This is a genomic window from Streptomyces sp. NPDC056480 (assembly GCF_042795405.1).
Lineage (GTDB): Bacteria > Actinomycetota > Actinomycetes > Streptomycetales > Streptomycetaceae > Streptomyces.
The window spans coordinates 38,639-59,379 of record NZ_JBHTSA010000027.1 but is presented as its reverse complement, the minus strand read 5'-3'; the positions used below and the strand labels follow the sequence as shown (position 1 = coordinate 59,379).

Here is a 20,741-nt window from a genome sequence, read left to right as displayed (position 1 = left end):
TCTCCAGGACGGCCACCGGCACCACTCCCACCTCGCCCCGCGACGGACACGAGGAGTCACCCAACCCCATGGCCAACGAGCCGATCGAGAGCCTGCGCGCCGGACTCCCGGACCGCTACCTGACCCCCGAGGACATCGCCTCGATGTTCTCGGTCCCCATCGAGACCGTCTACCGCTGGCGCAAGCAGCGCACCGGCCCGCCCGGCTTCCGCGTCGGCCGCCACGTCCGCTATGACCCCGCCGCCGTCCGCACCTGGGTCCAGCACCAGGAAGCTGCCGACACCGCCGCATGACCCGCCGGCCGAGCGGGAGGTAGAGCCCCCTCCCGCTACCCGTGACGGCGTCACACCCCGGTCACACCCCACCGTCACGCTCTCGCCGGAGCCGCTCAGGTAGAGGGCCCCCTCTACCCCGGTAGAGGGGGCGGTAAAGGCCGCTGACCTGCGAGGTAAGGCGGGTAAAGGGGGCCCGTCACGGCCGTGACTCCGCCCGTCACACCCCCGTCACTGGCAGGGAGGCACCAGGGAGGCAGGGAGAACTCCCTCACCGCCTCCCTGGCCCGCCTCCCTGCCAGTGACCTGCACAAACCCACATCCAGGGAGGCAGGGAGGCGCCCTCCCCAGCCACCCCAAAACCCCTCCCCAGCCGCTTCCACGGCACCCCCATGCCTCCCTCCCTGAGGGCAGGTACGCCACCAACCGAGAGGACACAGCCCACATGGCTGGCAGCATCCAGGACCGTTGGTTCAAGACCGAGACCGACGCCAACGGCAAGACCGTCCGCACCAAGACCGCCCGCCACGGCAGCGGCCTGCGCTACCGGGCCCGCTACTTCGCGCCTGACGGCACCCGGAAGTCCAAGTCCTTCGCCGACGGGCAGAAGCGTCTCGCCGAGCAGTGGCTCAGCAGCATCAGCGCGGACGTGGCCCGGGGCCAGTACATCGACCCGAACGCGGCCCGGACGACCTTCCAGGAGTTCGCGGAGGGGTGGCTGGCGAGCCAGAGCGGCGACCCGAACACCAAGGCGTCGATGCAGTCCCAGCTCAAGCTGCACGCCTTCCCGCGGATCGGGACTCGCCCGCTGGGCTCGTTCCAGCCGAGCCACATCCGTGAGTTCGTGACGCAGCTCGAAGCCTCCGGCATGTCCGGCTCGTACGCGCGCGTCATCTTCTCCAACGTCCGCGCGATCCTGAGCGCGGCTGTCGAGGACGGCTGCCTGCCGCGGAACCCCTGCAACTCGCGCACCGTGACGCTCCCGGAGATGGGCGCGCGGCGTGTGGTCCCCTGGCTGCCGGAACGGGTCTTCGCTATGCGCGCCGCCCTGGTCGAGCGGTTTCAGCCCATGGTGGACGTGGGCGCCGGATGCGGTCTCCGGCAGGGCGAGATCCTCGGGCTGTCGGTCGAAGAGCTGGACTTCGACAGCGCCACGCTGCACGTCGTGCAGCAGCTCAAGTTGAGTCTGAGCAAGCCTGTCTTCGCCCCGCCGAAGGGTGGCAAGCTACGTGACGTCCCCCTGCCCGACCCGGTGGTGGACGCGCTCAAGGCTCACATGCAGCTCTTCCCGCCGGTGGAGATCACGCTGCCCTGGATGCGCGCCGGCGGTCCGCCTGTGACCAAGCGACTGCTCTTCACCGGCCCGCTGGGTGGGCACGTCTGGCGCACGTCACTGAACGAGGACCACTGGAAGCCGGCACTGGCCAAGGTGGGCGTCATCCCCGCGGCGAAGAGCCGGGAACACACCGCCGCGCGAGAGCACGGCATGCACGCCCTGAGGCACTTCTACGCCTCGATCCTGCTGGACGCCGGAGATAGCATCAAGGCGGTCAGCGAGTACCTGGGCCACTCCGACCCGGGGCTCACATTGAAGGTGTACGCCCACCTGATGCCGAGCAGCCGGGACCGTGCACGCCAAGCGCTCGGCAGGGCCCTGAGGCCTGACGACTCTCCGCGCTGAGGGCCCAGCGTGGGCCCAGAGCGCGAAAACGCCCCTGATCTGCGCCGTGTGCGCAGGTCAGGGGCATGATCACTTTTCTTACTTCTTCTTGCCCTGGTTCTTGACCGCCTCGATCGCCGCCGCCGCGGCCTCCGGGTCGAGGTAGGTGCCGCCCGGGTTGAGGGGCTTGAAGTTCTCGTCCAGCTCGTACGCCAGCGGGATGCCCGTCGGGATGTTGAGGCCCGCGATGGCCTCGTCCGAGATGCCGTCGAGGTGCTTCACCAGCGCGCGGAGGCTGTTGCCGTGGGCCGCGACCAGGACCGTGCGGCCCGACAGGAGGTCCGGGACGATCGCGTCGTACCAGTACGGGAGCATCCGCTCCACGACGTCCTTCAGGCACTCGGTGTCCGGGCGCAGCTCCGGCGGGATCGTCGCGTAGCGCGCGTCGTGCGCCTGCGAGAACTCGCTGTCGTCCGAGAGCGCCGGCGGCGGGGTGTCGTACGAGCGGCGCCACAGCATGAACTGCTCCTCGCCGAACTCGGCGAGCGTCTGGGCCTTGTCCTTGCCCTGGAGGGCGCCGTAGTGGCGCTCGTTGAGGCGCCACGAACGGTTCACGGGGATCCAGTGGCGGTCCGCGGACTCCAGCGCGAGCTGGGCGGTGCGGATGGCGCGCTTCTGGAGGGAGGTGTGCAGGACGTCGGGGAGCAGGCCGGCGTCCTTGAGCAGCTCGCCGCCGCGCGTCGCCTCCTTCTCGCCCTTCGCGGTGAGGTTCACGTCCACCCAACCGGTGAACAGATTCTTCTCGTTCCACTCGCTCTCGCCGTGGCGGAGGAGGATCAGCTTGTACGGTGCGTCGGCCATGCGTACGAGCCTAATGGACCTCTGACGATTGACGCGCGCCGTCAATCCGCTGGCGTCCGGCACATGAGATGCGTAAGTTACGAGAGCCGTCAGAGGGACTTACAGATAGCAGGGGGCCGGCCACACATGTCCATCGACTCGCTCAGACGATCAGCCAGCGCGACCGTGTCCGGCCTTCCGCAGGGTTTCTGGTGGCTGTGGCTGTCGACCCTGGTCAATCGGACCGGGGCCTTCGTCCTGACGTTCCTCTCCCTCTATCTGACGGACGCACTCGGGCACTCGGCGTGGTTCGCCGGACTCGTCGTCGCCCTCCACGGCCTCGGCGGCGTCGCAGGCTCCCCGCTCGGCGGCGCGCTCACCGACCGCTGGGGCCGCCGGCCCACCATGGTCACCATGCACCTCGCGGCCGCCGCGTCCGCCGCCGCCCTCGCCTTCGTCACCAGCGCCTGGGCCATCGCGACCGTCGTCCTCCTGATGGGCGTCGCGATGCAGGCCGTCCGCCCGTCGATCAACGCCACCATCGCCGACATGGTCCCCGCCCACGACGTGCGCCGGGCCTACGCCCTCAACTACTGGGCCCTGAACCTCGGCTTCGCCATCGCCTCCATCGGCGGCGGCGCCGCGATCTTCCTCGGTTACCGGACGCTGTTCGTCGTCGACGCCGTCGCCACCACGCTGTGCGCGCTGATCGTCTTCCTCCGCCTCCCCGAGACCCGCCCCGCGGCCCGGACCGACAAGGCCGGCGAGCCGGTCGTCGAGGCCAAGGTCAGCATGCTCACCGTGCTGCGCGACGCGCCCTTCCGCACCCTCGTCCTCCTCAACCTCTTCGTCTGCGTCGTCTTCACCGCCCCCTGGATCGGCCTCCCCCTCACCATGGCGGACAAGGGCCTCTCGCCCTCGTCGTACGGCGTCGTCATCGCCGTCAACGGCATCGTGATCGTCGGCTTCCAGCTGCTCGTCAACAAGCTGACCGACAAGCGCTCCCCCGTCCTCCTGCTCACCCTCTCCTCCCTCCTCTTCGCCCTCGGCACCGGCGCCACCGCCCTCGCGGGCTCCTCCGTGGTGGCCTTCGCCGCGACCGTCGTCGTCTGGACCGTCGGCGAGATGATCCACGTCCCGACGAACGCCGCCGCCACCGCCCGCCTCGCCCCCGAGCACGCCCGCGGCCGCTACCAGGGCGTCATGGGCATGTCCTGGGCCGTCGCCGGTTTCGTCGCCCCGATCGGCGCCGGCGCCATCGTCGGCGGCCCCGGCCCGAACGTCCTCTGGGCCGCGACCTTCGCCATCGGCGTCCTCGCCGCCGTCGGCTACACCGTGCGGCTGCGCAAGGCCCTCGACGACGACCTCGACGGCGACAGCGACACCCGCATCGGCAGCGACAGCGACAGCGACACCCACAGCGCTAGCGGCAGCGGCAGCGCCGTCGACGCGGTCCTCGAGGCCGGCCCCGGCCCCGGCGTCGAGCCCGGCGAGGGCGTCGGCGACCTCGGCTCCGCGGGGAAGGCCCCCGTCACCGCCTGACCCTGAGCCCCCTCCCGACGAGCCCGAACCCGTTCCCCTCCCTGCGCACTTCGGCGATGCCCGACCCGCCGAAGTGCGCGGGCACGACCAGCTCCCGCTCGTCGGCGGCCCGTTCGAGGATCCGGCGGCGGCTCGCCGACGCCCCTCGCGCGTCCAGGCAGAAGCAGCTGTTGTGCGCGGGGTCGAGGATCTGCACGGGACTGTGCAGCAGGTCCCCGACGAAGACCGCCCGCTCCCCCGCCGACGCGAGCCTCAGCACGGCCGACCCGGGCGTGTGGCCTGGCGCGGACTCCAGGGTGAGGTGCTCGTCGATGCGGTGGACGCCGTCCCAGAGGACGATCCGCCCCGCGCGGTGGAGGGGCGCGACGCTGTCCTCGTAGACGAACCGGTCGCTCTCGTCGCGGCCGCCGCCGTAGGCGTTGTCCGGCCCGAAGTGGGCGTCGTCCGCCGCCGGTACGAGGTACTCGGCGTGCGGGAAGGTCGGCACCCACTCACCGCCGCCGGTGCCGCCGCCCTCGGTGCCGTCGGCGGCTCGGGTGTTCCAGCCGACGTGGTCGGCGTGGACGTGGGTGTTGACGACGACGTCCACGTCCTCGGGGCGGACCCCGGCCCGCTCCAGACGGCCGAGGAAGTCCCCCTGCCAGTGGTGGAACTGCGGCGAGCCCGGCCGCTCGCGTCCGTTGCCCACCCCGGTGTCGACCAGGATCGTCCGTCCCCCGCTGCGCAGCACCCATGTCTGCAGCGCCATGACCGCCCGGCCGCTCTCCGGATCCCAGTGGTCCGGCGCCAGCCAGTCCTCGTTGTCCTTCCAGGTCTCCTCGGCGGCCGAGGGGACCAGCTCGCCGGCGGCCGCGAACGGTCCCTGCCACTCGACGACCCGGATGACCTCGACGTCCCCCACCACCGTGCGCTGTGCGCTCTCCTGTGTCATGCCGTCGACGCTACGGAGCGCGGATGAGCCTCTCAATGCCCACAAGGCTCCACGGGATACGCGTACGTCTCATCGCGGAGTCGTCGGGCGGCCGGGCCGTCGGGCGGCCGGCCGGCCGAGCGGGGCTACGCTGGCGCGATGGACGTGGTGAGCGACGCGATCTCGGCCGTACGGATCGGGCGGCCCTCCTCCCAGCGGGTGCGGGTCGCCGGGAGCTGGTGCACCCGCCTCGCGCCGTACGACGGCGCGGGCTTCCACGTCGTCCTGGAGGGGCACTGCTGGCTGCTGCCCGACGGCGGCGACCCGGTCGAACTCGGTCCGGGCGACGCCGTCCTGCTGCCGCACGGGACCGGGCACGTGATCGCCGACGGGCCCGCCGACGCGGCGCGGCTCGCGCGCGCCGTGCCCTTCGAGCGGTGGCAGGCCGGGGCCGGGTCGCGGCCGCGGAGGCCGGAGTCCCCCGGCGCCCCCGTGGGTGGTGCCGCGGTCGAGATGCTGTGCGGCAAGTACCGGCTCGACCGCAGCCATGTCCACCCGCTCCTCGCGGAGCTCCCCCCGGTCGTCCATCTGCCGAACCGGGCCGACCGCGCCGACCGCGCCGGCGGCAGCGGCGACGGCAGCGGCGACGGCAGCGGCAGCGGCGCCACCGGCCGTCCCGGCGGCGTCGATCCCGGCCTCCGCTCCGCCATCGCCCTGCTCGGTCACGAGGTGGGCGAGCGGCTTCCCGGCTCCGGGGTCGCCCTGCCGAGCCTCCTCGACCTGCTCCTCGTCTACATGATCCGGTCCTGGGCGGCCGAGAACGCGGCCCCCGGAAGCCGGGCCGGCACGGCCGGAACCTGGCCGGCCGCCCTCGGCGATCCGGTGACCGCCGCCGCCCTGCGGGCCCTGCACACCGACCCGGCCGCCCCCTGGACCATCGCACTCCTCGCGGCCGAGGCCGGGGTCTCCCGGCCCACCCTGGCCCGCCGTTTCACCGCCCTCGTCGGCCGGCCGCCGATGGCGTACCTGACCTGGTGGCGGCTCACCCGCGCCGCCGCCCTGCTCCGCGACACCCCGGACCCGTTGGCCGCGGTTGCCCGGCGCGTCGGCTACAGCACTCCGTATGCCCTCTCGCACGCCTTCCGCCGGGAGTTCGGCACGACCCCGGGGCAGTACCGGGCGGGTCTGGCCGGGGCTACCGCCGGCTGAACGCGCGCTGCGCCTCGTACAGGTTCGCCGGGCGCACCGAGCCCGGGCCGCCGTACGCCTCCACGCGCGCGTGGAGCTCGCCCGTGAAGTCCGGGACGTCGATCTGGTCGAACTCGCGGACCTCGCTGATGCCGACGGTGGCGCTGTACGGGGCGATGGTGTCGATCTTCACGAGGCCGGCCCGGCCGTTCGTCACCGTCACGTTCCAGTGGGCGAACCGGGCTCCGTAGAGGGGGCCTGCGGAGGCGTCGCCGCCGTGCCGGCCGTTGTTCTCGACCGTGATCTCGGTCCGTACGTTCGCGAAGGGCATGCCCCGGTGGGTGTCGAAGGTGCCCATCTCCATCACGCCGCGCGACCAGACGTTGTGGCTGGACAGGCCCTCGACGTTGATGCCGTGGAGCTGGGTTCCGGCCGGCGCGGGGACCGTACGGGCCGCGATGCGGAAGTCCTCGACCAGGTTGTCGTGCGCGCCCTCCCGGCAGAAGTACGGGTGGTGGGAGCCGCGGCCCTCCACCCGGGTGCGGCGCAGGGTGCAGGCGGAGGCGGCGACGAGCCCGAAGCCGTTGTCGACGTGCCGGACCACCACGTCCTCCGCCCAGCAGTCGTACGCACACTGGAAGGTGACGCCGTTGAAGCCCTTGTCCAGGAGGTGCGGGGACTGCGGGGTCTCGACCGCCTCAAGGGTCAGGCCCACCACCCCGGACCCGGTGAGCGCCTCCGCCCCCGCGACGAGCCGGGGGTCCCATTCCGGGCGGGCGTCGAGCGGGAGGGGGCGCTCCAGGGTGACCGTCCGGCCGCGGACGGCCGTGATCCGCACGGGCCATTCGTAGGGGACGTAGCTGGTCAGCTTGGTCTTGTCGTCCCAGAAGTACGCCTGAGGGCCCGCGCCGTCGCCCGCCATGTGCTCCAGGAGCGTGTGGCCGGCGTCGTCGGCGAGGCGGAGGACGACGAGGGCGCCGCGCCGGAGGGCGGAGGGGTCGTCGACCGTGATCGTACGGTCGCCCCGGCGGCCGGGGCGGACGGTCGTCAGGGTGCTCCACTCGTCGCGCCTGTTGCCGGTCCAGCCCTCGAAGGGCCAGGCCCGGTCCCGTATCGCGGCGACGAGGGAGGAGTGCCGGGCCTGCGGGGAGAGCCAGATGAGGCCGCCCGCCCAGGACCAGGAGGACTTGTCGCCGCCGTAGCGGGAGCCGTACGGGCCGATCAGTTCGGTGAGGTGCCGGGTGGCGAGCAGTCTCGTGCGGCCGGAGCCCGCGCCGCGCAGGACGACGCCGCTGTGGCCGATCCGGAGGTAGTCGTCGATCCGGTACGTGCCCGGCGGGAGGAGGACCGTGCCGCCGCCGCGCTCCCCCGCCTCCGCGAGGGCGCGGTTGATGGCGGGCGCCGAGTCGGTCGAGCCGTCGGGGGTGGCCCCGTGGGCGAGGACGTTCGCGACGACGCGGGGGCGGGGTGCGCGGCGGGCGCCGCCGTGGGCGCCGGCCCGGCCCACGTACGGGATCTGGGGGTGGGTGTAGGGGGTGGCCTCGAACTCCCGCCAGAGCCCCGCGGGGCGGGTGGGGGGAGCGAAGCCGGTGGTGCCCAGTGCCGCGGTCGTGGCTCCCGCGACGGCCACCGCGCCGCCGACGAACTGCCTTCTGCTCAGTGCCATGCCCCTGAACCTTTCATGTATATGAACGGTGTTCAGATCTGCGTCGGGCGTGAGCATGGCACTGGAAGCCTCTTGCGGGAAGAGGTCAGTTGGTGGGTTTCTGGGTCAGGTTCTTGAACGCGTCGAGGTTCCGCGTCGACTCGCCGCGCGAGACCCGCCACTCGTACTCACGCCGGATCGCCGACGCGAAGCCCAGCTCCAGGAGCGTGTTGAAGTCGCCGTCCGCCGCCTCGAGGACCGAGCCGAGGAGCCGGTCCAGCTCCTCGGGCGTCACGGCGGAGAGCGGCAGCTTGCCGGCCAGGTAGATGTCGCCGAGGCCGTCGATCGCGTAACTCACCCCGTACAGCCGGAGATTGCGTTCGAGGAGCCAGCGGTGGACACCGGCCTCGTTCTCGTCGGGGTGGCGGATGACGAAGGCGTTGAGGGAGAGCGAGTGGCGTCCGACCCGCAGCGAGAGCGTGGTGAAGAGTTTGCGCGTGCCGGGGAGTTTGACCACGTAGGAGCCCGGTTCGGTGGACTCCCACTCCAGTTCCGCGTCCTTGAACGTGTCCTCGACGGTCCGCCGGACGTCCTCAAGATCAGACATGGTGGGAGCGTACGCGACGGCGGTTCTCGCGCAGCCGATGGTCGTGCACGGCGGCCGTGTACACATCCGCCGTACCCGAAGCCGCCGTGTCCCAGCCGAACGACCCGGCGTGCAGCGCCGCCGCCGCGCCCATCCGGGCCGAGAGCGACGGGTCCGCGACGAAGCGGCCGAGCGCGCGGGCGTAGTCCACCGGATCGTGCCCCTGGACGAGGAAACCGGTCACGTCGTCCCGTACGGCCACGGGCAGACCGCCCACCGCCGCCGCGACGACCGGGGTGCCGGCCGCCTGCGCCTCGATCGCGACCAGACCGAAGGACTCGCTGTACGACGGCATGACGAGGACGCTCGCCGCGCGGAACCAGTCGGCGAGCCGGTCCTGGCCCACCGGCGGATGGAAGCGCACGATGTCCGCGATGCCCAGCCGGGCGGCCAGCTTCTGCAGCCCCTCCGGCTTCGCCAGGCCGCTGCCGCTCGGGCCGCCGACCACAGGAACGATCATGCGTGAGCGCAGCGAGGGGTCCCGGTCGAGGAGCTCGGCGGCGGCTCGCAGCAGGATGTCCGGGGCCTTCAGCGGCTGGATGCGGCCGGCGAAGACGGGTATGAAGGCGTCCTGCGGCAGCCCGAGCCGGGCGCGGGCGGCGGCGCGGCCGTCGGCCGGGCGGAAGTGGTCGAGGTTCACGCCCGGGTGGACGACCGCGATCTTGCCGGGGTCAGCGTCGTAGAAGCGGGCGAGCTCGTCGGCCTCCTCGGCCGTGTTCGCGATCAGCCGGTCGGCGGCGTCGACGATCTGCGTCTCGCCGATCACCCGGGCCGCGGGCTCGGGGGTGTCGCCCTCGGCGAGCGCCGCGTTCTTGACCTTCGCCATGGTGTGCATGGCGTGGACGAGAGGAACGCCCCAGCGCTCGGCGGCCAGCCAGCCGACGTGGCCGGAGAGCCAGTAGTGGGAGTGGACCAGGTCGTAGTGGCCGGGCCGGTGGCCCGCCCAGGCCTGCATCACCCCGTGCGTGAAGGCACAGAGCTGGGCCGGCAGCTCCTCCTTGGCCAGGCCCTCGTACGGACCGGCGTCGACGTGCCGCACGAGGACGCCGGGGGTGAGCTCGACGACCGGGGGAAGGCCGCCGGTGGTGGCCCGGGTGAAGATCTCGACCTCGATGTCGATGGCGGCGAGTCGTTTCGCCAGCTCGACGATGTAGACGTTCATGCCGCCCGCGTCGCCCGTGCCGGGCTGGTGCAGCGGGGAGGTGTGGACGCTGAGCATGGCCACGCGGCGCGGGGTGCGGCTCCGGCCGGGGAGCCGGAGCCGGGCCGGCGCCGGGTGCCGGTGCCGGGTACCGGCGAACCGGGACACGTACTGGCTCACGTCGGCGGTCCTTCCGCTCGGGGGCGAACGTATCGGGTCCGACACGTCCGGGTCTGAGCACGTCGGGCTGAACAGGTCGAGCAGGTCGAGCAGGTCGAACAGGTCGAGCAGGTCGAACACGCCGGTCTTGCCCGGTCGGCCGGCCGGCCCGAACGGGTCGGGCCGAGCGCGGCGCCGTGGGCATGACGGCGGGAGGGCGTGGTGCGCCCTCCGGCCGGGACAACACCGGAACGGACCCTTTCATTTCCATCGCCGACGCCGCTTTGCCAATTCATTACCGGGGCGCACCACCCCCCACCCCCACCCCGTAACCTTTCGGCATGGCCCCGCGCACCACCCGACCCGTCGGCACCCCGACCCGCGGGACCACCAACCCCAACCGTCTGCGCCGCATGGACCGCTGGATCGCCGCCGTCCACGGGCCCGCCCTGCGCCGCTCCCCCGAGCCGCCGCTCGCCGTGGACCTCGGATACGGGGCCGCCCCCTGGACCGCCGTCGAGCTCCTCGCCCGGCTGCGCACCGCCGAACCCCGCACCCGCCTCTACGGCATCGAGATCGAGCCCGCCCGCGTCGAGGCCGCGAAGCCGTACGAGCACGAGGGCCTCTCCTTCGTGCACGGCGGCTTCGAGGTGCCCGTACCCGGCCGGGTCGCCCTGATCCGGGCGGCGAACGTGCTGCGCCAGTACGACGAGGAGCAGGTCGCGGCCGTCTGGGAGCGGCTCTGCGGGCGGCTCGCCCCGGGCGGGCTGCTCGTGGAGGGCACCTGCGACGAGATCGGGCGCCGGCACGTCTGGGTCGCCCTCGACGGGGGCGGGCCGCGGACGGTGACGTTCGCGACCCGGCTCGGCTCGCTCGACCGGCCGTCGGACCTGGCCGAGCGACTGCCGAAGGCGCTGATCCACCGCAACGTGCCGGGCGAGCCGGTGTACGCGTTCCTGCGGGACTTCGACCGGGCCTGGGCGGCGGCGGCCCCGTACGCCTCGCTCGGCGCGCGGCAGCGGTGGATCCGCGCGGCCCGCGACCTGGCGGCGGACTGGCCGCTGACGGACGGGCCCCGGCGGTGGCGCCAGGGCGAGGTGACGGTGCGGTGGGAGGGGCTGGCGCCTCGGGGGTGAGGAGCCGACGGGAGAGCGGTGGCGCCTCGGGGTGGATGAACGGGACCTCTCTTTTCCCAACTGACGCTGAATTTCCGGTACGTCGGGAACGCCACGCGCGCATCCCTCGTCCCTCGTGGGGGGAGCAGGCCCGACAGGCCCCGGTTTCCCCTGTTGCTTTACGGTTTCGCATGGCACTATCGCCAAGGTCACCGTCAAGTTACTGACGGTAAATCAGATTTGGTCACTCGAGGGGGAGCTCGTGAACCGACGCCGCCACGCCACCGCCGCGATCACCATGATCTGCGCCTTGACCGTGCTGGCCTCGCCCGCGCTGACCCTGCAGGCCGCCGCCGCGCCGCTCCCGCCGCCGCCTCCGAAGAAGAGCCTGGAGGAGGTGCGCAAGGAGATAGACACCCTGTACCGGCAGGCCGCGGTCGCCACCGACGCGTACAACCTCGCGGAGGAGAAGGCGAAGGAGCAGTCCGCCGAGATCGTCCGGGTCGCCGTGATGATCGTGGAGGGCCGCGAGAAGATCGAGACCCTCAAGGCCAAGGCCGGCGCCACCGCCCGCGCCCAGTACCGCAACGGCGGACTCCCCGACGGCGCGCAGCTCGTCCTCACGAACGACCCCCAGCTCTTCCTCGACAACGCGGGACGCCTCAAGGCCGGGGCGAAGGCCACCACCGACCTGCTCGGCGAAATGACCCGCACCCAGGCCCAGTTGGACGTCTACGCCAAGGACGCGGGTGTGAACTGGACCAAGCTGGAGGCCAACCGCGTGCGGCAGGCCCAGGCGAAGAAGGAGATCGACGGCAAGATCGCCGCCGCGAAGAAGCTGGAGTCCGAACTCGCCGCCGAGGAGCGGGAGCGGCTGCGTCGGCTCGAGGAGCTGGCGCTGACCAAGGCCCAGACGACCTGGCTCGGCACCGGGGTCCTCGCCGGCCTCAAGGGGGACACGACGCCGGCGGCGAAGAGGGCGATCGAGTTCGCGACCGCGCAAATCGGCAAGCCGTACGTGTGGGGCGCGGAGGGACCGGACTCGTACGACTGCTCGGGACTGACCCAGCTCGCCTGGGGCAAGGCGGGCCGTCCGATCCCGCGCACCTCGCAGGAGCAGTGGCGCCTGCTGCCGCGCGTGGACATCAAGGACATGCGGCCCGGCGACCTGATCGTCTACTTCAAGGACGCGAGCCACATCGGGATGTACGTCGGCAACGGCACGATCGTCCACGCGCCGCGCCCCGGCCGGGACGTGACGCTCGCGGGGGCGGGCTCGATGGAGATCCTGGGCGTCGTCCGCCCGACGTGACGGGCCGCCGCCCGCCCGACATGACGGGTCGCCGCCCGCTCGGCGTGACAGGTGACCGTCCGCCCTACGTGACAGGTGACCGTCTGCCCGGCGTGACAGGTGACCGTCCGCCCGGCGTGACGGGTGACCGTCCGCCGGATGCGACAGGCGACCGCCGCCCGCAGGTGTGACGGCGGACACCGCCCCGTCCTCTCCCCGGACGTGACGGAGTCCACGCGCGGCGACGGAACCGCGCGCGCCGCCCCGGCGTGACCTTTCTCATTGCCCCGGGGGCGCCCCGTCGGCCGTACGGGGGCAAGTACCTCCCCTTCCGCGGCATATGCCAATCGAGACGCGGACGCCGACCCGCTGATCGCCATTCCGCTGCGCACCGCCCTACCGCTATGGTCCGGGACGGGCGGGACGCCACCCGGCGCCCTGCGCACCCTCGGGGGGAGGGAAGGAAACCCGGACCGATGCCCGTATCCGTACCGCGTCAGAGAAACGTCTCTGCCGTTGCGGGACCCGGCGACGTCGCCACTACGGACGCCACCGCCATGGACGCCACCCCTATGACAGGCACAGTCACAGGCACCGATCGCACCGATCTCACTCTCCTGGTCGTCGAGGACGACCCGGCGGGTGCCCTCGCCGTACCCGAACTGCTCGACGCGGCCGACGCCGCCGGCACCCGGGTGCGCATCCGTACCGCCCGCAACCTCACCGAGGCCGAGCGGCTCCTCACCGACGACGTCCACTGCATCCTCGTCGACCTGTCCCTGCCCGGCCCCCGCGCCGCCGCGGGCGACGACCCGCTCGCCCCGCTGCGGCACATCCTGCGGCTCGCCCCGCGCCACGCCGTCCTCGCGCTCGCCGCCTCCGCCGACGCCGAGCTGGCCGCCGAGGCCGTACGCGTCGGAGCCCAGGACCACCTCTTCCGCGAGGAACTCGACGGGCGGCTCCTCAGCCGCGCCATCCGGTACGCGGTCGAGCGCAAGCGCGCCGACGCCGTCCAGGTGAAGCTCGCCGAGTCCCGGCTCCGCGCCCAGGAGAACGCCCGCCTGGAGCGCGGGTTGCTCCCCACGCCGCTCCTGGAGGGCTCCGACCTCCGGTTCGCGGCCCGCTACCGGCCCGGCCGCTCGCGCGCCCTGCTCGGCGGCGACTTCTACGACGTGGTCCGTACGCCCGACGGCACCGTCCACGCCATGATCGGCGACGTGTGCGGCCACGGCCCCGACGAGGCCGCGCTCGGCGTCGAGCTGCGGATCGCCTGGCGTGCCCTGACCTTCGCGGGGCTGTGCGGGGACGAGCTGCTCTCCACGATGCAGCAGGTCCTGGAGCACGAGCGGGAGAGCGAGGAGATCTTCGCGACCCTCTGCACCGTCGACATCGCGCCCGACGGCCGCCGCGCGGGCCTGTGCCTGGCCGGGCACCCGTCGCCGCTGATCGCCCGGCAGGGGCGGGCGGCACGGCTGCTGCCGTACGAGGACGGCGGCCCGGCACTCGGACTGCTGCCGCGCGCCCGCTGGCCGCGCCGGCAGGTCGAGCTCGGCGGGGCGTGGAGCCTGCTCATGTACACGGACGGACTGATCGAGGGCCGCTCGGCCGGCCCCGGCTCGCCGCGGCTCGGCCAGGACGGGATGGTCGACATGATCAACCGCCAGCTGACCTCGGGCCTGCGGGGCGACGAGCTCCTGGAGGCCGCGGTGACGGAGGTCCGGTCCCTGAACGGCGGCGAGCTGACGGACGACGTCGCGGTCCTGGCCCTGGAAAGGGACAGGGCCCGGGGATGACCCCGGGCCCTGCTGTCGCCGCCTGCGTCCAGCGGCCGCCGTCGTAGCAGCGACCGCCGTGCACTGCCGGCCGCCGTCGTCCTAGCGGCCGCCGTTGTAGGGGCCGTACGGCCCGTCGCTGCTGGAGCCGCCGCCCCGCCGACCGCCTCCGCCCGACACCTGCTGGAGCGCGGGGCGGACGTCGACCATGAAGACGATGGCGGCGATCACGCCCGCGATCTGCAGGAACAGCATCGGGAAGAGCAGATTCAGGGCGAGGTTGACGCCCAGGACGATCAGCCAGAACTTCTTCGTCTGCTTCTCGGCGGCGCGGTAGGCGTCCTCGCGCGCCATGGCGGCGAAGACGAGCGCGGCGACGGCGAAGCCGGTGAAGATCAGGAACATCACCAGGGAGAGGAGGGAGTCGAATCCCGCGCGCAACATGCTGAGCACCGCCTAGGGAAGAGGGAGAGAGCGCCTCGCGGTCAAGGTACCCGGTTCAACGCACCAGGTACCCGCATTGGTGCCCGGTGCTACTCCTTCTCGGCGGCGACGGCCGCCTTCTTGGCGGGGGTCTTGCGGGCGGTGGTCTTCCGGGCGGGCGCCTTCTTGGCCTCGGCGGGCTCGGCGGAGGCCTCCACCGGCTCCCCGGCCTTGGCCTCCTCGGCCTTGCTCTCCTCCGGCTCGACGACGACGGCGATCTCGACGATCTCCTCGGCGACCTCCCCACGCCAGGCCTTGACGGCCTCCTCGCCGTGGGCGGCGACCTCCTCGTACTTCTCGCGCGCCTTGACGGCGTACTCGGCGGCGACGCCGACGCCGCGCAGGGCGAGGTCCTGGGCGGTCTCGCCGAGCTTCTTGAGGTCCGTGTCCAGACCGCCGACGACGTCGGCGAACTTCGACTGCACGGTGGCCTGGGCCTCCTTGGCCTGCGCGGTCACCTTCTCCTGCACGACCTTGGGGTCGGTGTTCCGTACGGCCTCGATGCGGGCGGGCGCCTCGGCGGCGATCTGCTCGATCAGGCCGGGGACCTTCTTGGCCTGCTGCACGGCGAGGTCCGCGGTGCCGGCGGCGAAGTAGAGAGGGGTACGCAGTTCGTCGATGATGGCCATGCTGGTGGTCCTCCCGGTGGTGACGTACGAGCGAGCGCTGGCTCAGGGGCGGTCAGGCATCGGGCGCGTCGACGGGCCGCTCGGCGGCCGCGGCGGGGGCGCCCGCGGGGGTCTCGGCGGCTCCGGCGCCGTTGGTTCCGGCTGTGGTGGCTCCGGCTGTGGTGGCTCCGGCTGCGGCCTGGTCGGCCTCGGCGGTTCGGGCCGCCTGGGCGGCCGCCGCGGCGGCCTCGGCGGCGTTCTCCTTGCGGAACGAGTCGTAGATCTGGAGCAGCACCTGCTTCTGCCGCTCGTTGATCGAGGGATCGGCCAGGATGACGGCGCGCGTCTCCAGCTCCTCCCGCTCCTTCTCGTCGAGGATCCCGGCCCGTACGTAGAGCGTCTCGGCGGAGATCCGCAGCGCCTTCGCGACCTGCTGCAACACCTCGGCGCTGGGCTTCCGCAGCCCCCGCTCGATCTGACTCAGGTACGGGTTCGACACGCCGGCGGCGTCGGCGAGCTGCCGCAGGGAGAGCTGCGCGGTCCGCCGCTGGTCGCGGAGGTACTCACCGAGATTGCCGACGTTGAGCGATGCCATGCCCCGACCATGCCAGCCTTTGCTAACTATTGCAAGCAGCCGCTTGCAAGTGTCGCTCCCCCTCGGCGACCGCACCGGTTCCGCCCTCGCGCACCCGCGCGAGGCCCCTCGTAATCCCCGTGATCTCCGCGGTCGCTGCTGCGAGACTGGGCCGCATGGAGACGACGACGGGGCGCTTCCGGGTGGCGGTGAGGGAGTGGGCGGCCGAGGGTGCGGGGGCTTCCGCGGCCGCCGCGGTCGCGCGCGAACTCACGGCCGGCAGCGAGCTGCGGACGGCCGTCCTCGTGGAGGGGGTCAGCGACCACGTCGCGCTCGACGCGCTCGCGGCCCGTCACGGCCGCCGCCTCGACGCCGAGGGCATCGCCGTCGTTCCGCTCGGCGGGGCGACCAACATCGGCAGGTTCGTGCGTCTGCTCGGGCCCCAAGGGCTCGGCGTCACGCTGGCGGGCCTGTGCGACGCGGGCGAGGAGGGCCATTTCTCGCGCGCGCTCGAACGCGAGGGACTCGGCCACGACCTCGCGCGCGCCGACATGGAACCGCTCGGCTTCTACGTGTGCGACGCCGACCTGGAGGAGGAGCTGATCCGCTCCCTCGGTGCCGAGTCGGTGCAGCGGGTCGTCGACGCCCAGGGCGACCTGCGGGCCTTCCGCATCTTCCAGAAGCAGCCCGCCCAGCGGGGCCGGGAGGTCGAGCGGCAGCTGCGGCGCTTCATGGGCACCATCAGCGGCCGCAAGAGCCAGTACGCCCGCTCGCTCGTCGAGGCGCTCGACCTCGCCGAGGTGCCCCGCCCGCTGGACCGCCTGCTCGCCCACGTGTCCGCGGCCACCTCCGCGAGCTGAGGAACCCGCACCCCCGCCGCCTCAGGCCGCCGGGGTGTCGAAGCGGCGGCGGGCCGTCTCGATGGCGCCGAGGTACTGGTGGGTCCAGTCGCACATGCCGTCGATGGTCGCCTGGAGCGCGCGGCCCGGCGCCGTGAGGGTGTACTCGACGCGGGGCGGGACCTCGGGGTGCACGGCCCGGTCGATCAGGCCGTAGCGCTCCAGCATGCGCAGGTTCTGGGTGAGCATCTTGTGGCTGATGCCCTCGATCTCGTTCCGCAGCTCGCTGAAGCGCAGGGTGCGCTCACCGAGCCGTTCGACGATCAGGAACGCCCACTTGTTGGCCAGGTCGGAGAAGATCTCGCGCGCCAGGGAGTCCGCGCGCCGCAGGTCCGCGTCCTCGGGCGAGCCGCTGTACTGCTTGGTCACCATCAGGTTCCCCAGTCACCGAAAAGTGCGTTCTTCCATGTCAGAGCTCACTCTCTTACGGTTTCCGAGTCACCACAAGAGACTGACCGCGCTCCTGCTCTCCCCCGGAGGAACTCCATGGCCGTCACCCTCGTGAACCCCGACGGACTCCCCACCGTCGACGTCTACCGCCAGGTGTCGATCGCGACCGGGTCGAAGCTGGTCTTCCTCGCGGGCCAGGTCGCCTGGGACGCCGACGGTGGCACCGTCGGCGTCGGCGACCTCGCCGCCCAGGTCGAGCGGTGCTACCTCAACGTCGCCACCGCCCTCGCCGGCGCCGGCGCCTCCTTCGACGACGTCGCGAAGCTGACCGTGTACGTCGTCGACTGGACCCCCGACAAGATGCCCCTGCTCCTGGAGGGGATCGCCCGGGCGGCCGCCCGGCTCGGAGTCACCCCCGTGCCGCCCGCCACCCTGATCGGCGTCGCCGCGCTCGACGTGCCCGAGCACCTCGTCGAGGTCGAGGCCACCGCGGTCGTCGACTGAGGCCGCGGAACCCGCCGGTCGCGCCCCTCCCGCCCGGCCCGTGCCATGCTGGTGGGCGTGGAGCTGGAGGACCTGGTGCGGCTGCGCCGCGCGCGGGACGTGATGGATCGCGACTACGCGCAGCCGCTCGACGTACCCGCGCTCGCCTCCGTCGCCCTCATGTCGACCGGGCACTTCGCCCGCAGCTTCCGCGCCGCCTACGGCGAGACCCCGTACAGCTACCTCATGACCCGCCGCGTCGAGCGCGCCAAGGCACTGCTCCGGCGGGGTGACATGAGCGTCACGGACGTCTGCTTCGCCGTCGGGTGCACCTCGCTCGGTTCCTTCAGCTCCCGCTTCACCGAACTGGTCGGCGAGACGCCGTCCGCCTACCGTGCCCGCCGCCACGAGGACGGGGCCGCGATCCCGGCGTGCGTCGCGAAGGTCCGTACGCGACCGGTCCGCAAGACCTGAGCCGCCGAACCGCCCTGCGGCCCGCGGCCCCGCCGCCCTGCGGCCCAGCCGTCCTGCGGCCCCGCCGTCCTGATTGCCCGCGGCCCCGCCGCACCGCCTCCCCGCCCCCCGCCTCCCATCGATCAGTTCCGGAGAAGCGGAATCCCGTGGTCCGCCGTAGCTTCGAAGGCATGAACGTCAAGCTCTCGCAGTGCTTCATCGCAGTCGACGACCACGACAAGGCCCTCGCCTTCTACCGCGACGCCCTCGGCCTCGAAGTGCGGAACGACGTCGGTTTCGAGGGGATGCGCTGGGTGACCGTAGGGTCCCCCGCGCAGCCTGACGTGGAGATCGTCCTCGAACCGCCGCTCGCCGACCCCAACGCCTCCCCCGCCGACCGGCAGGCGGTGGCCGAGCTGCTCGCCAAGGGCATGCTGCGCGGCGTGATCTTCTCCACCGAGGACGTCGACGCCACCTTCGAACAGGTCCGGGCGGCCGGCGGCGAGGTGCTCCAGGAGCCGGTCGACCAGCCGTACGGCGTCCGCGACTGCGCCTTCCGCGACCCGGCGGGCAACATGCTGCGCTTCACCCAGCCCCGCTCCTCGTAGCACCCCGAACCTCCGAACCCCCGGGCGAACCCCCCGCCGCACCTCCCTGCCGCCCCCGGCCCTCGGTCAGGCGCGGCAGCGCAGCATCACCAGCGGCGGGTGGGCGAGGAGGTCCGCCCAGAAGTCCTCGCCGAACTCCCTGACGCCCTGCTCCGACACCTCCAGCGGCACCCACTCCACGTCCCGGAACCCGGCCGCCTCCAGGCACTCCTCGTAGACCTCGCGGCGCGGGACCGTGCCGATGATGGTGATCGGCTCCGGGTCGAGGAGTGCCGTGACCCGGACGCGCGGGCCCGTCTCGCCCTCCTCGCCCGTCGGCTCGCAGCGGAAGCCGTACGCGGGCAGGGACGCGCAGTCGAACCCGTAGTCGGGCCGCTGGGCGAGCACGAAGAACTCACCTCCCGGCACCAGGTTCCGGTGGATGCGGCGACACATGCGCTCCATCCCCGCGATGTCCTCGGCGTAGTTGAGACACTGCACGCCGAGTGCGATGTCGAACTGTCGCTTCAGCAAGGGGAGTTCGGCCACGTCGCCGACCTCGTAGCGCACGCCGCCCAGCGGGGCGCGCTGCTCGAACTCCCGCGCGGCGGCGATCATCTCGACGGAGATGTCGACGCCGAAGACCTCCGTGGCGCCGCGCCGCCTGAGCTCCCGGCTGTAGAAGCCGGTTCCGCACGCCAGGTCGAGAACCGACCTGCCGCCGACGTCCCCGACCATGCCCAGGAAGCTGGGCACCTCCCCGTACCGCGTCAGCGGCAGGGATTGAAGCCCTCGAACGCCTCGCCGATCCCGTCGTACTGCTGCCGCACGCCCATGTGGCGCCCCCTCGTGTCCTTCGCCGTGTGGTCCCGAAGTCCTGCGCGCCCGTCGAGTCTGCGCCGCCGAGCCCCGCCCGCCGTACTGGCAGATGGCACGAGAGCTCGGCGGGGTGACCCTCGTATCACCCAACACCCGCCGAGAGAGGGGTTGTTGGAACGCAGGTCACCCCACCCAGGCGGCGAGCGTCCCGAAGTCCGCCGCCGTGAGGCCCTGCCGGGGGTCCACCCGGTGGAGCAGTGCGCGGCCGGGGTGGTGGGCGGCCACCCAGTCCCGGTCGGCCGGGCCGATCTCGTCGTCGACCCAGGCGAAGGGCCGCCCGCCGGCCCACGCCACGAGACCCGGCACCTTCCAGTGCACCCCCGACGGAGGCTCGGGCCCGTCCTCGGGCCACCGGACCAGGGGCAGCGCGGGAAGCCCGAGCCTCGGCGCGACCCAGGCGTTCGCGTCGTCCTCCCAGGTCGTCGCCCAGACGAGTGCGTACGGGAGCGCGGCGAGCCGCGGTCCCTGCGCGGGGTCGAGCCGTGCGAGGAGGGGGCTCACGGACGGGGGCGGCGACGGTGCGTACGTCGGGTACGCCCGCCCGCTCGCCCCGAAGGGGATCAGCGGGCCGTCGACGTCCAGGAAGAGCAGGGGGGTCGTCATGGGTCCATCCTGGCCGGACGGCCGCCCCCCATTCGTCCACTTCGCGATAATCCGCGACGGATCGATCCTCGTTACCCTTGCAGGCATGACAGCCATGGCGCCCACCCGCACCGAGCCCGACCTCTCCTACCTCCTCGACCACACCAGTCACGCCTTGCGGACCCGGATGACCGCCGCGCTCGACGCGATCGGGCTCACCCCCCGGATGCACTGCGTCCTCGTCCACGCCCTGGAGGAGGAGCGCACCCAGGCGCAGCTCGCGGAGATCGGGGACATGGACAAGACGACCATGGTCGTCACCGTCGACGCCCTGGAGAAGGCCGGGCTCGCCGAGCGGCGGCCGTCGAGCACCGACCGGCGTGCGCGGATCATCGCCGTGACCGAGGCGGGGGCCGAGGTCGCCATGGAGAGCCAGAGGATCGTCGACGGGGTCCACGAGAGCGCCCTCGCCTCCCTGCCCGACGACGCCCGCGCCGCCCTGCTGAAAGCCCTGAACCTGCTGGTCACCGGCCACCTGGAGACCCCGATCGAGAGCCCGCGACCGGCCCGCCGGGCCCGCCAGCGCGGCTGAGCCGGCCACCGGAGGGCCTCAGGACCGGAC

General features: G+C 72.7%; 23 protein-coding genes. 12 read left to right on the top strand and 11 right to left on the bottom strand.

Going from position 1 to position 20,741, the window contains the following annotated elements; translation table 11 throughout:
• Window positions 1-68 precede the first annotated feature (68 nt).
• A complete protein-coding gene (locus tag ACFQ79_RS15060) occupies window positions 69-293 on the top strand; it encodes a helix-turn-helix transcriptional regulator (RefSeq protein WP_383583177.1) in 225 nt (74 codons plus the stop codon).
• A 424-nt stretch (window positions 294-717) separates the two neighbouring features.
• Entirely contained in the window at window positions 718-1,953 is a 1,236-nt protein-coding gene (locus tag ACFQ79_RS15055) for a tyrosine-type recombinase/integrase (protein ID WP_383583129.1), read from the top strand.
• 78 nt (window positions 1,954-2,031) lie between these two features.
• On the opposite strand, the gene ACFQ79_RS15050 is transcribed toward ACFQ79_RS15055, so the two are convergent.
• On the bottom strand, window positions 2,032-2,793 hold the full coding sequence (locus tag ACFQ79_RS15050) for a phosphoglyceromutase (RefSeq protein ID WP_383583126.1): 762 nt from the start codon (window positions 2,791-2,793) through the stop codon (window positions 2,032-2,034).
• Window positions 2,794-2,919: 126 nt separating this feature from the next.
• On the opposite strand from ACFQ79_RS15050, the gene ACFQ79_RS15045 reads away from it, so the two are divergent.
• Window positions 2,920-4,314: an MDR family MFS transporter gene (locus tag ACFQ79_RS15045; protein ID WP_383583124.1), complete on the top strand. Its 1,395-nt coding sequence runs from the start codon at window positions 2,920-2,922 to the stop codon at window positions 4,312-4,314.
• On the opposite strand, the gene ACFQ79_RS15040 is transcribed toward ACFQ79_RS15045, so the two are convergent.
• Window positions 4,304-5,245 carry an MBL fold metallo-hydrolase gene (locus tag ACFQ79_RS15040; protein ID WP_383583122.1) on the bottom strand — a complete coding sequence of 314 codons (942 nt, stop codon included), beginning with the start codon at window positions 5,243-5,245 and terminating at the stop codon, window positions 4,304-4,306. The two genes, ACFQ79_RS15045 and ACFQ79_RS15040, sit on opposite strands and share 11 nt — an antisense overlap.
• 138 nt (window positions 5,246-5,383) lie before the next feature.
• On the opposite strand from ACFQ79_RS15040, the gene ACFQ79_RS15035 reads away from it, so the two are divergent.
• Entirely contained in the window at window positions 5,384-6,433 is a 1,050-nt protein-coding gene (locus tag ACFQ79_RS15035; protein WP_383583119.1) for an AraC family transcriptional regulator, read from the top strand.
• On the opposite strand, the gene ACFQ79_RS15030 is transcribed toward ACFQ79_RS15035, so the two are convergent.
• The 3 genes from ACFQ79_RS15030 to mshA all read right to left on the bottom strand — a co-directional run bounded on the left by ACFQ79_RS15030 (window position 6,420) and on the right by mshA (window position 10,024).
• The gene (locus ACFQ79_RS15030; RefSeq protein ID WP_383583117.1) at window positions 6,420-8,078 is read right to left on the bottom strand and encodes a glycosyl hydrolase family 28-related protein; all 1,659 of its coding nucleotides are present in this window, start codon (window positions 8,076-8,078) and stop codon (window positions 6,420-6,422) included. The two genes, ACFQ79_RS15035 and ACFQ79_RS15030, sit on opposite strands and share 14 nt — an antisense overlap.
• Window positions 8,079-8,163: 85 nt before the next feature.
• A complete protein-coding gene (locus tag ACFQ79_RS15025) occupies window positions 8,164-8,664 on the bottom strand; it encodes a YbjN domain-containing protein (protein WP_383583114.1) in 501 nt (166 codons plus the stop codon).
• A complete protein-coding gene (mshA, locus tag ACFQ79_RS15020; RefSeq protein WP_383583174.1) occupies window positions 8,657-10,024 on the bottom strand; it encodes a D-inositol-3-phosphate glycosyltransferase in 1,368 nt (455 codons plus the stop codon). The genes ACFQ79_RS15025 and mshA overlap by 8 nt, the downstream gene beginning before the upstream one ends.
• A gap of 320 nt (window positions 10,025-10,344) precedes the next feature.
• On the opposite strand from mshA, the gene ACFQ79_RS15015 reads away from it, so the two are divergent.
• The 3 genes from ACFQ79_RS15015 to ACFQ79_RS15005 all read left to right on the top strand — a co-directional run bounded on the left by ACFQ79_RS15015 (window position 10,345) and on the right by ACFQ79_RS15005 (window position 14,202).
• Window positions 10,345-11,139 carry a class I SAM-dependent methyltransferase gene (locus tag ACFQ79_RS15015; RefSeq protein WP_383583112.1) on the top strand — a complete coding sequence of 265 codons (795 nt, stop codon included), beginning with the start codon at window positions 10,345-10,347 and terminating at the stop codon, window positions 11,137-11,139.
• A gap of 241 nt (window positions 11,140-11,380) precedes the next feature.
• A complete protein-coding gene (locus ACFQ79_RS15010; protein ID WP_383583110.1) occupies window positions 11,381-12,430 on the top strand; it encodes an NlpC/P60 family protein in 1,050 nt (349 codons plus the stop codon).
• 536 nt (window positions 12,431-12,966) lie between these two features.
• Complete coding sequence (locus tag ACFQ79_RS15005) at window positions 12,967-14,202, top strand: PP2C family protein-serine/threonine phosphatase (RefSeq protein ID WP_383583108.1); 1,236 nt, start codon at window positions 12,967-12,969, stop codon at window positions 14,200-14,202.
• Between the two features lie 81 nt (window positions 14,203-14,283).
• Here the strand turns inward: ACFQ79_RS15005 and ACFQ79_RS15000 are convergent, their stop codons facing one another.
• The 3 genes from ACFQ79_RS15000 to ACFQ79_RS14990 all read right to left on the bottom strand — a co-directional run bounded on the left by ACFQ79_RS15000 (window position 14,284) and on the right by ACFQ79_RS14990 (window position 15,867).
• Window positions 14,284-14,625 carry a DUF2516 family protein gene (locus ACFQ79_RS15000; protein WP_383583106.1) on the bottom strand — a complete coding sequence of 114 codons (342 nt, stop codon included), beginning with the start codon at window positions 14,623-14,625 and terminating at the stop codon, window positions 14,284-14,286.
• Window positions 14,626-14,714: 89 nt separating this feature from the next.
• Window positions 14,715-15,293, bottom strand: coding sequence for a hypothetical protein (locus ACFQ79_RS14995; RefSeq protein WP_383583104.1), 579 nt, complete (start codon window positions 15,291-15,293; stop codon window positions 14,715-14,717).
• Between the two features lie 52 nt (window positions 15,294-15,345).
• Window positions 15,346-15,867 carry a helix-turn-helix domain-containing protein gene (locus ACFQ79_RS14990; protein WP_383583102.1) on the bottom strand — a complete coding sequence of 174 codons (522 nt, stop codon included), beginning with the start codon at window positions 15,865-15,867 and terminating at the stop codon, window positions 15,346-15,348.
• Between the two features lie 155 nt (window positions 15,868-16,022).
• Between ACFQ79_RS14990 and ACFQ79_RS14985 the strand changes: the two genes are divergently transcribed.
• On the top strand, window positions 16,023-16,706 hold the full coding sequence (locus tag ACFQ79_RS14985) for a TOPRIM nucleotidyl transferase/hydrolase domain-containing protein (RefSeq protein ID WP_383583100.1): 684 nt from the start codon (window positions 16,023-16,025) through the stop codon (window positions 16,704-16,706).
• 21 nt (window positions 16,707-16,727) lie between these two features.
• Here the strand turns inward: ACFQ79_RS14985 and ACFQ79_RS14980 are convergent, their stop codons facing one another.
• A complete protein-coding gene (locus ACFQ79_RS14980) occupies window positions 16,728-17,117 on the bottom strand; it encodes a winged helix-turn-helix transcriptional regulator (protein WP_383583098.1) in 390 nt (129 codons plus the stop codon).
• Between the two features lie 114 nt (window positions 17,118-17,231).
• Between ACFQ79_RS14980 and ACFQ79_RS14975 the strand changes: the two genes are divergently transcribed.
• From ACFQ79_RS14975 to ACFQ79_RS14965, 3 genes are all read left to right on the top strand, one after another.
• Window positions 17,232-17,639 (top strand): RidA family protein, encoded by a 408-nt coding sequence (locus ACFQ79_RS14975; protein WP_383583096.1) that lies wholly within the window; start codon window positions 17,232-17,234, stop codon window positions 17,637-17,639.
• A 57-nt stretch (window positions 17,640-17,696) separates the two neighbouring features.
• Window positions 17,697-18,092, top strand: a complete 396-nt coding sequence (locus ACFQ79_RS14970) for a helix-turn-helix domain-containing protein (RefSeq protein WP_383583094.1) — start codon at window positions 17,697-17,699, stop codon at window positions 18,090-18,092.
• Between the two features lie 170 nt (window positions 18,093-18,262).
• On the top strand, window positions 18,263-18,679 hold the full coding sequence (locus ACFQ79_RS14965; RefSeq protein WP_073911679.1) for a VOC family protein: 417 nt from the start codon (window positions 18,263-18,265) through the stop codon (window positions 18,677-18,679).
• A 66-nt stretch (window positions 18,680-18,745) separates the two neighbouring features.
• Here the strand turns inward: ACFQ79_RS14965 and ACFQ79_RS14960 are convergent, their stop codons facing one another.
• A complete protein-coding gene (locus tag ACFQ79_RS14960) occupies window positions 18,746-19,396 on the bottom strand; it encodes a class I SAM-dependent methyltransferase (RefSeq protein WP_383583091.1) in 651 nt (216 codons plus the stop codon).
• 264 nt (window positions 19,397-19,660) lie between these two features.
• Entirely contained in the window at window positions 19,661-20,140 is a 480-nt protein-coding gene (locus ACFQ79_RS14955; protein WP_383583088.1) for a hypothetical protein, read from the bottom strand.
• 85 nt (window positions 20,141-20,225) lie between these two features.
• Here ACFQ79_RS14955 and ACFQ79_RS14950 point away from each other — a divergent pair, with 85 nt between their 5' ends.
• Window positions 20,226-20,711, top strand: a complete 486-nt coding sequence (locus tag ACFQ79_RS14950) for a MarR family winged helix-turn-helix transcriptional regulator (RefSeq protein ID WP_383583086.1) — start codon at window positions 20,226-20,228, stop codon at window positions 20,709-20,711.
• Window positions 20,712-20,741: the final 30 nt, after the last annotated feature.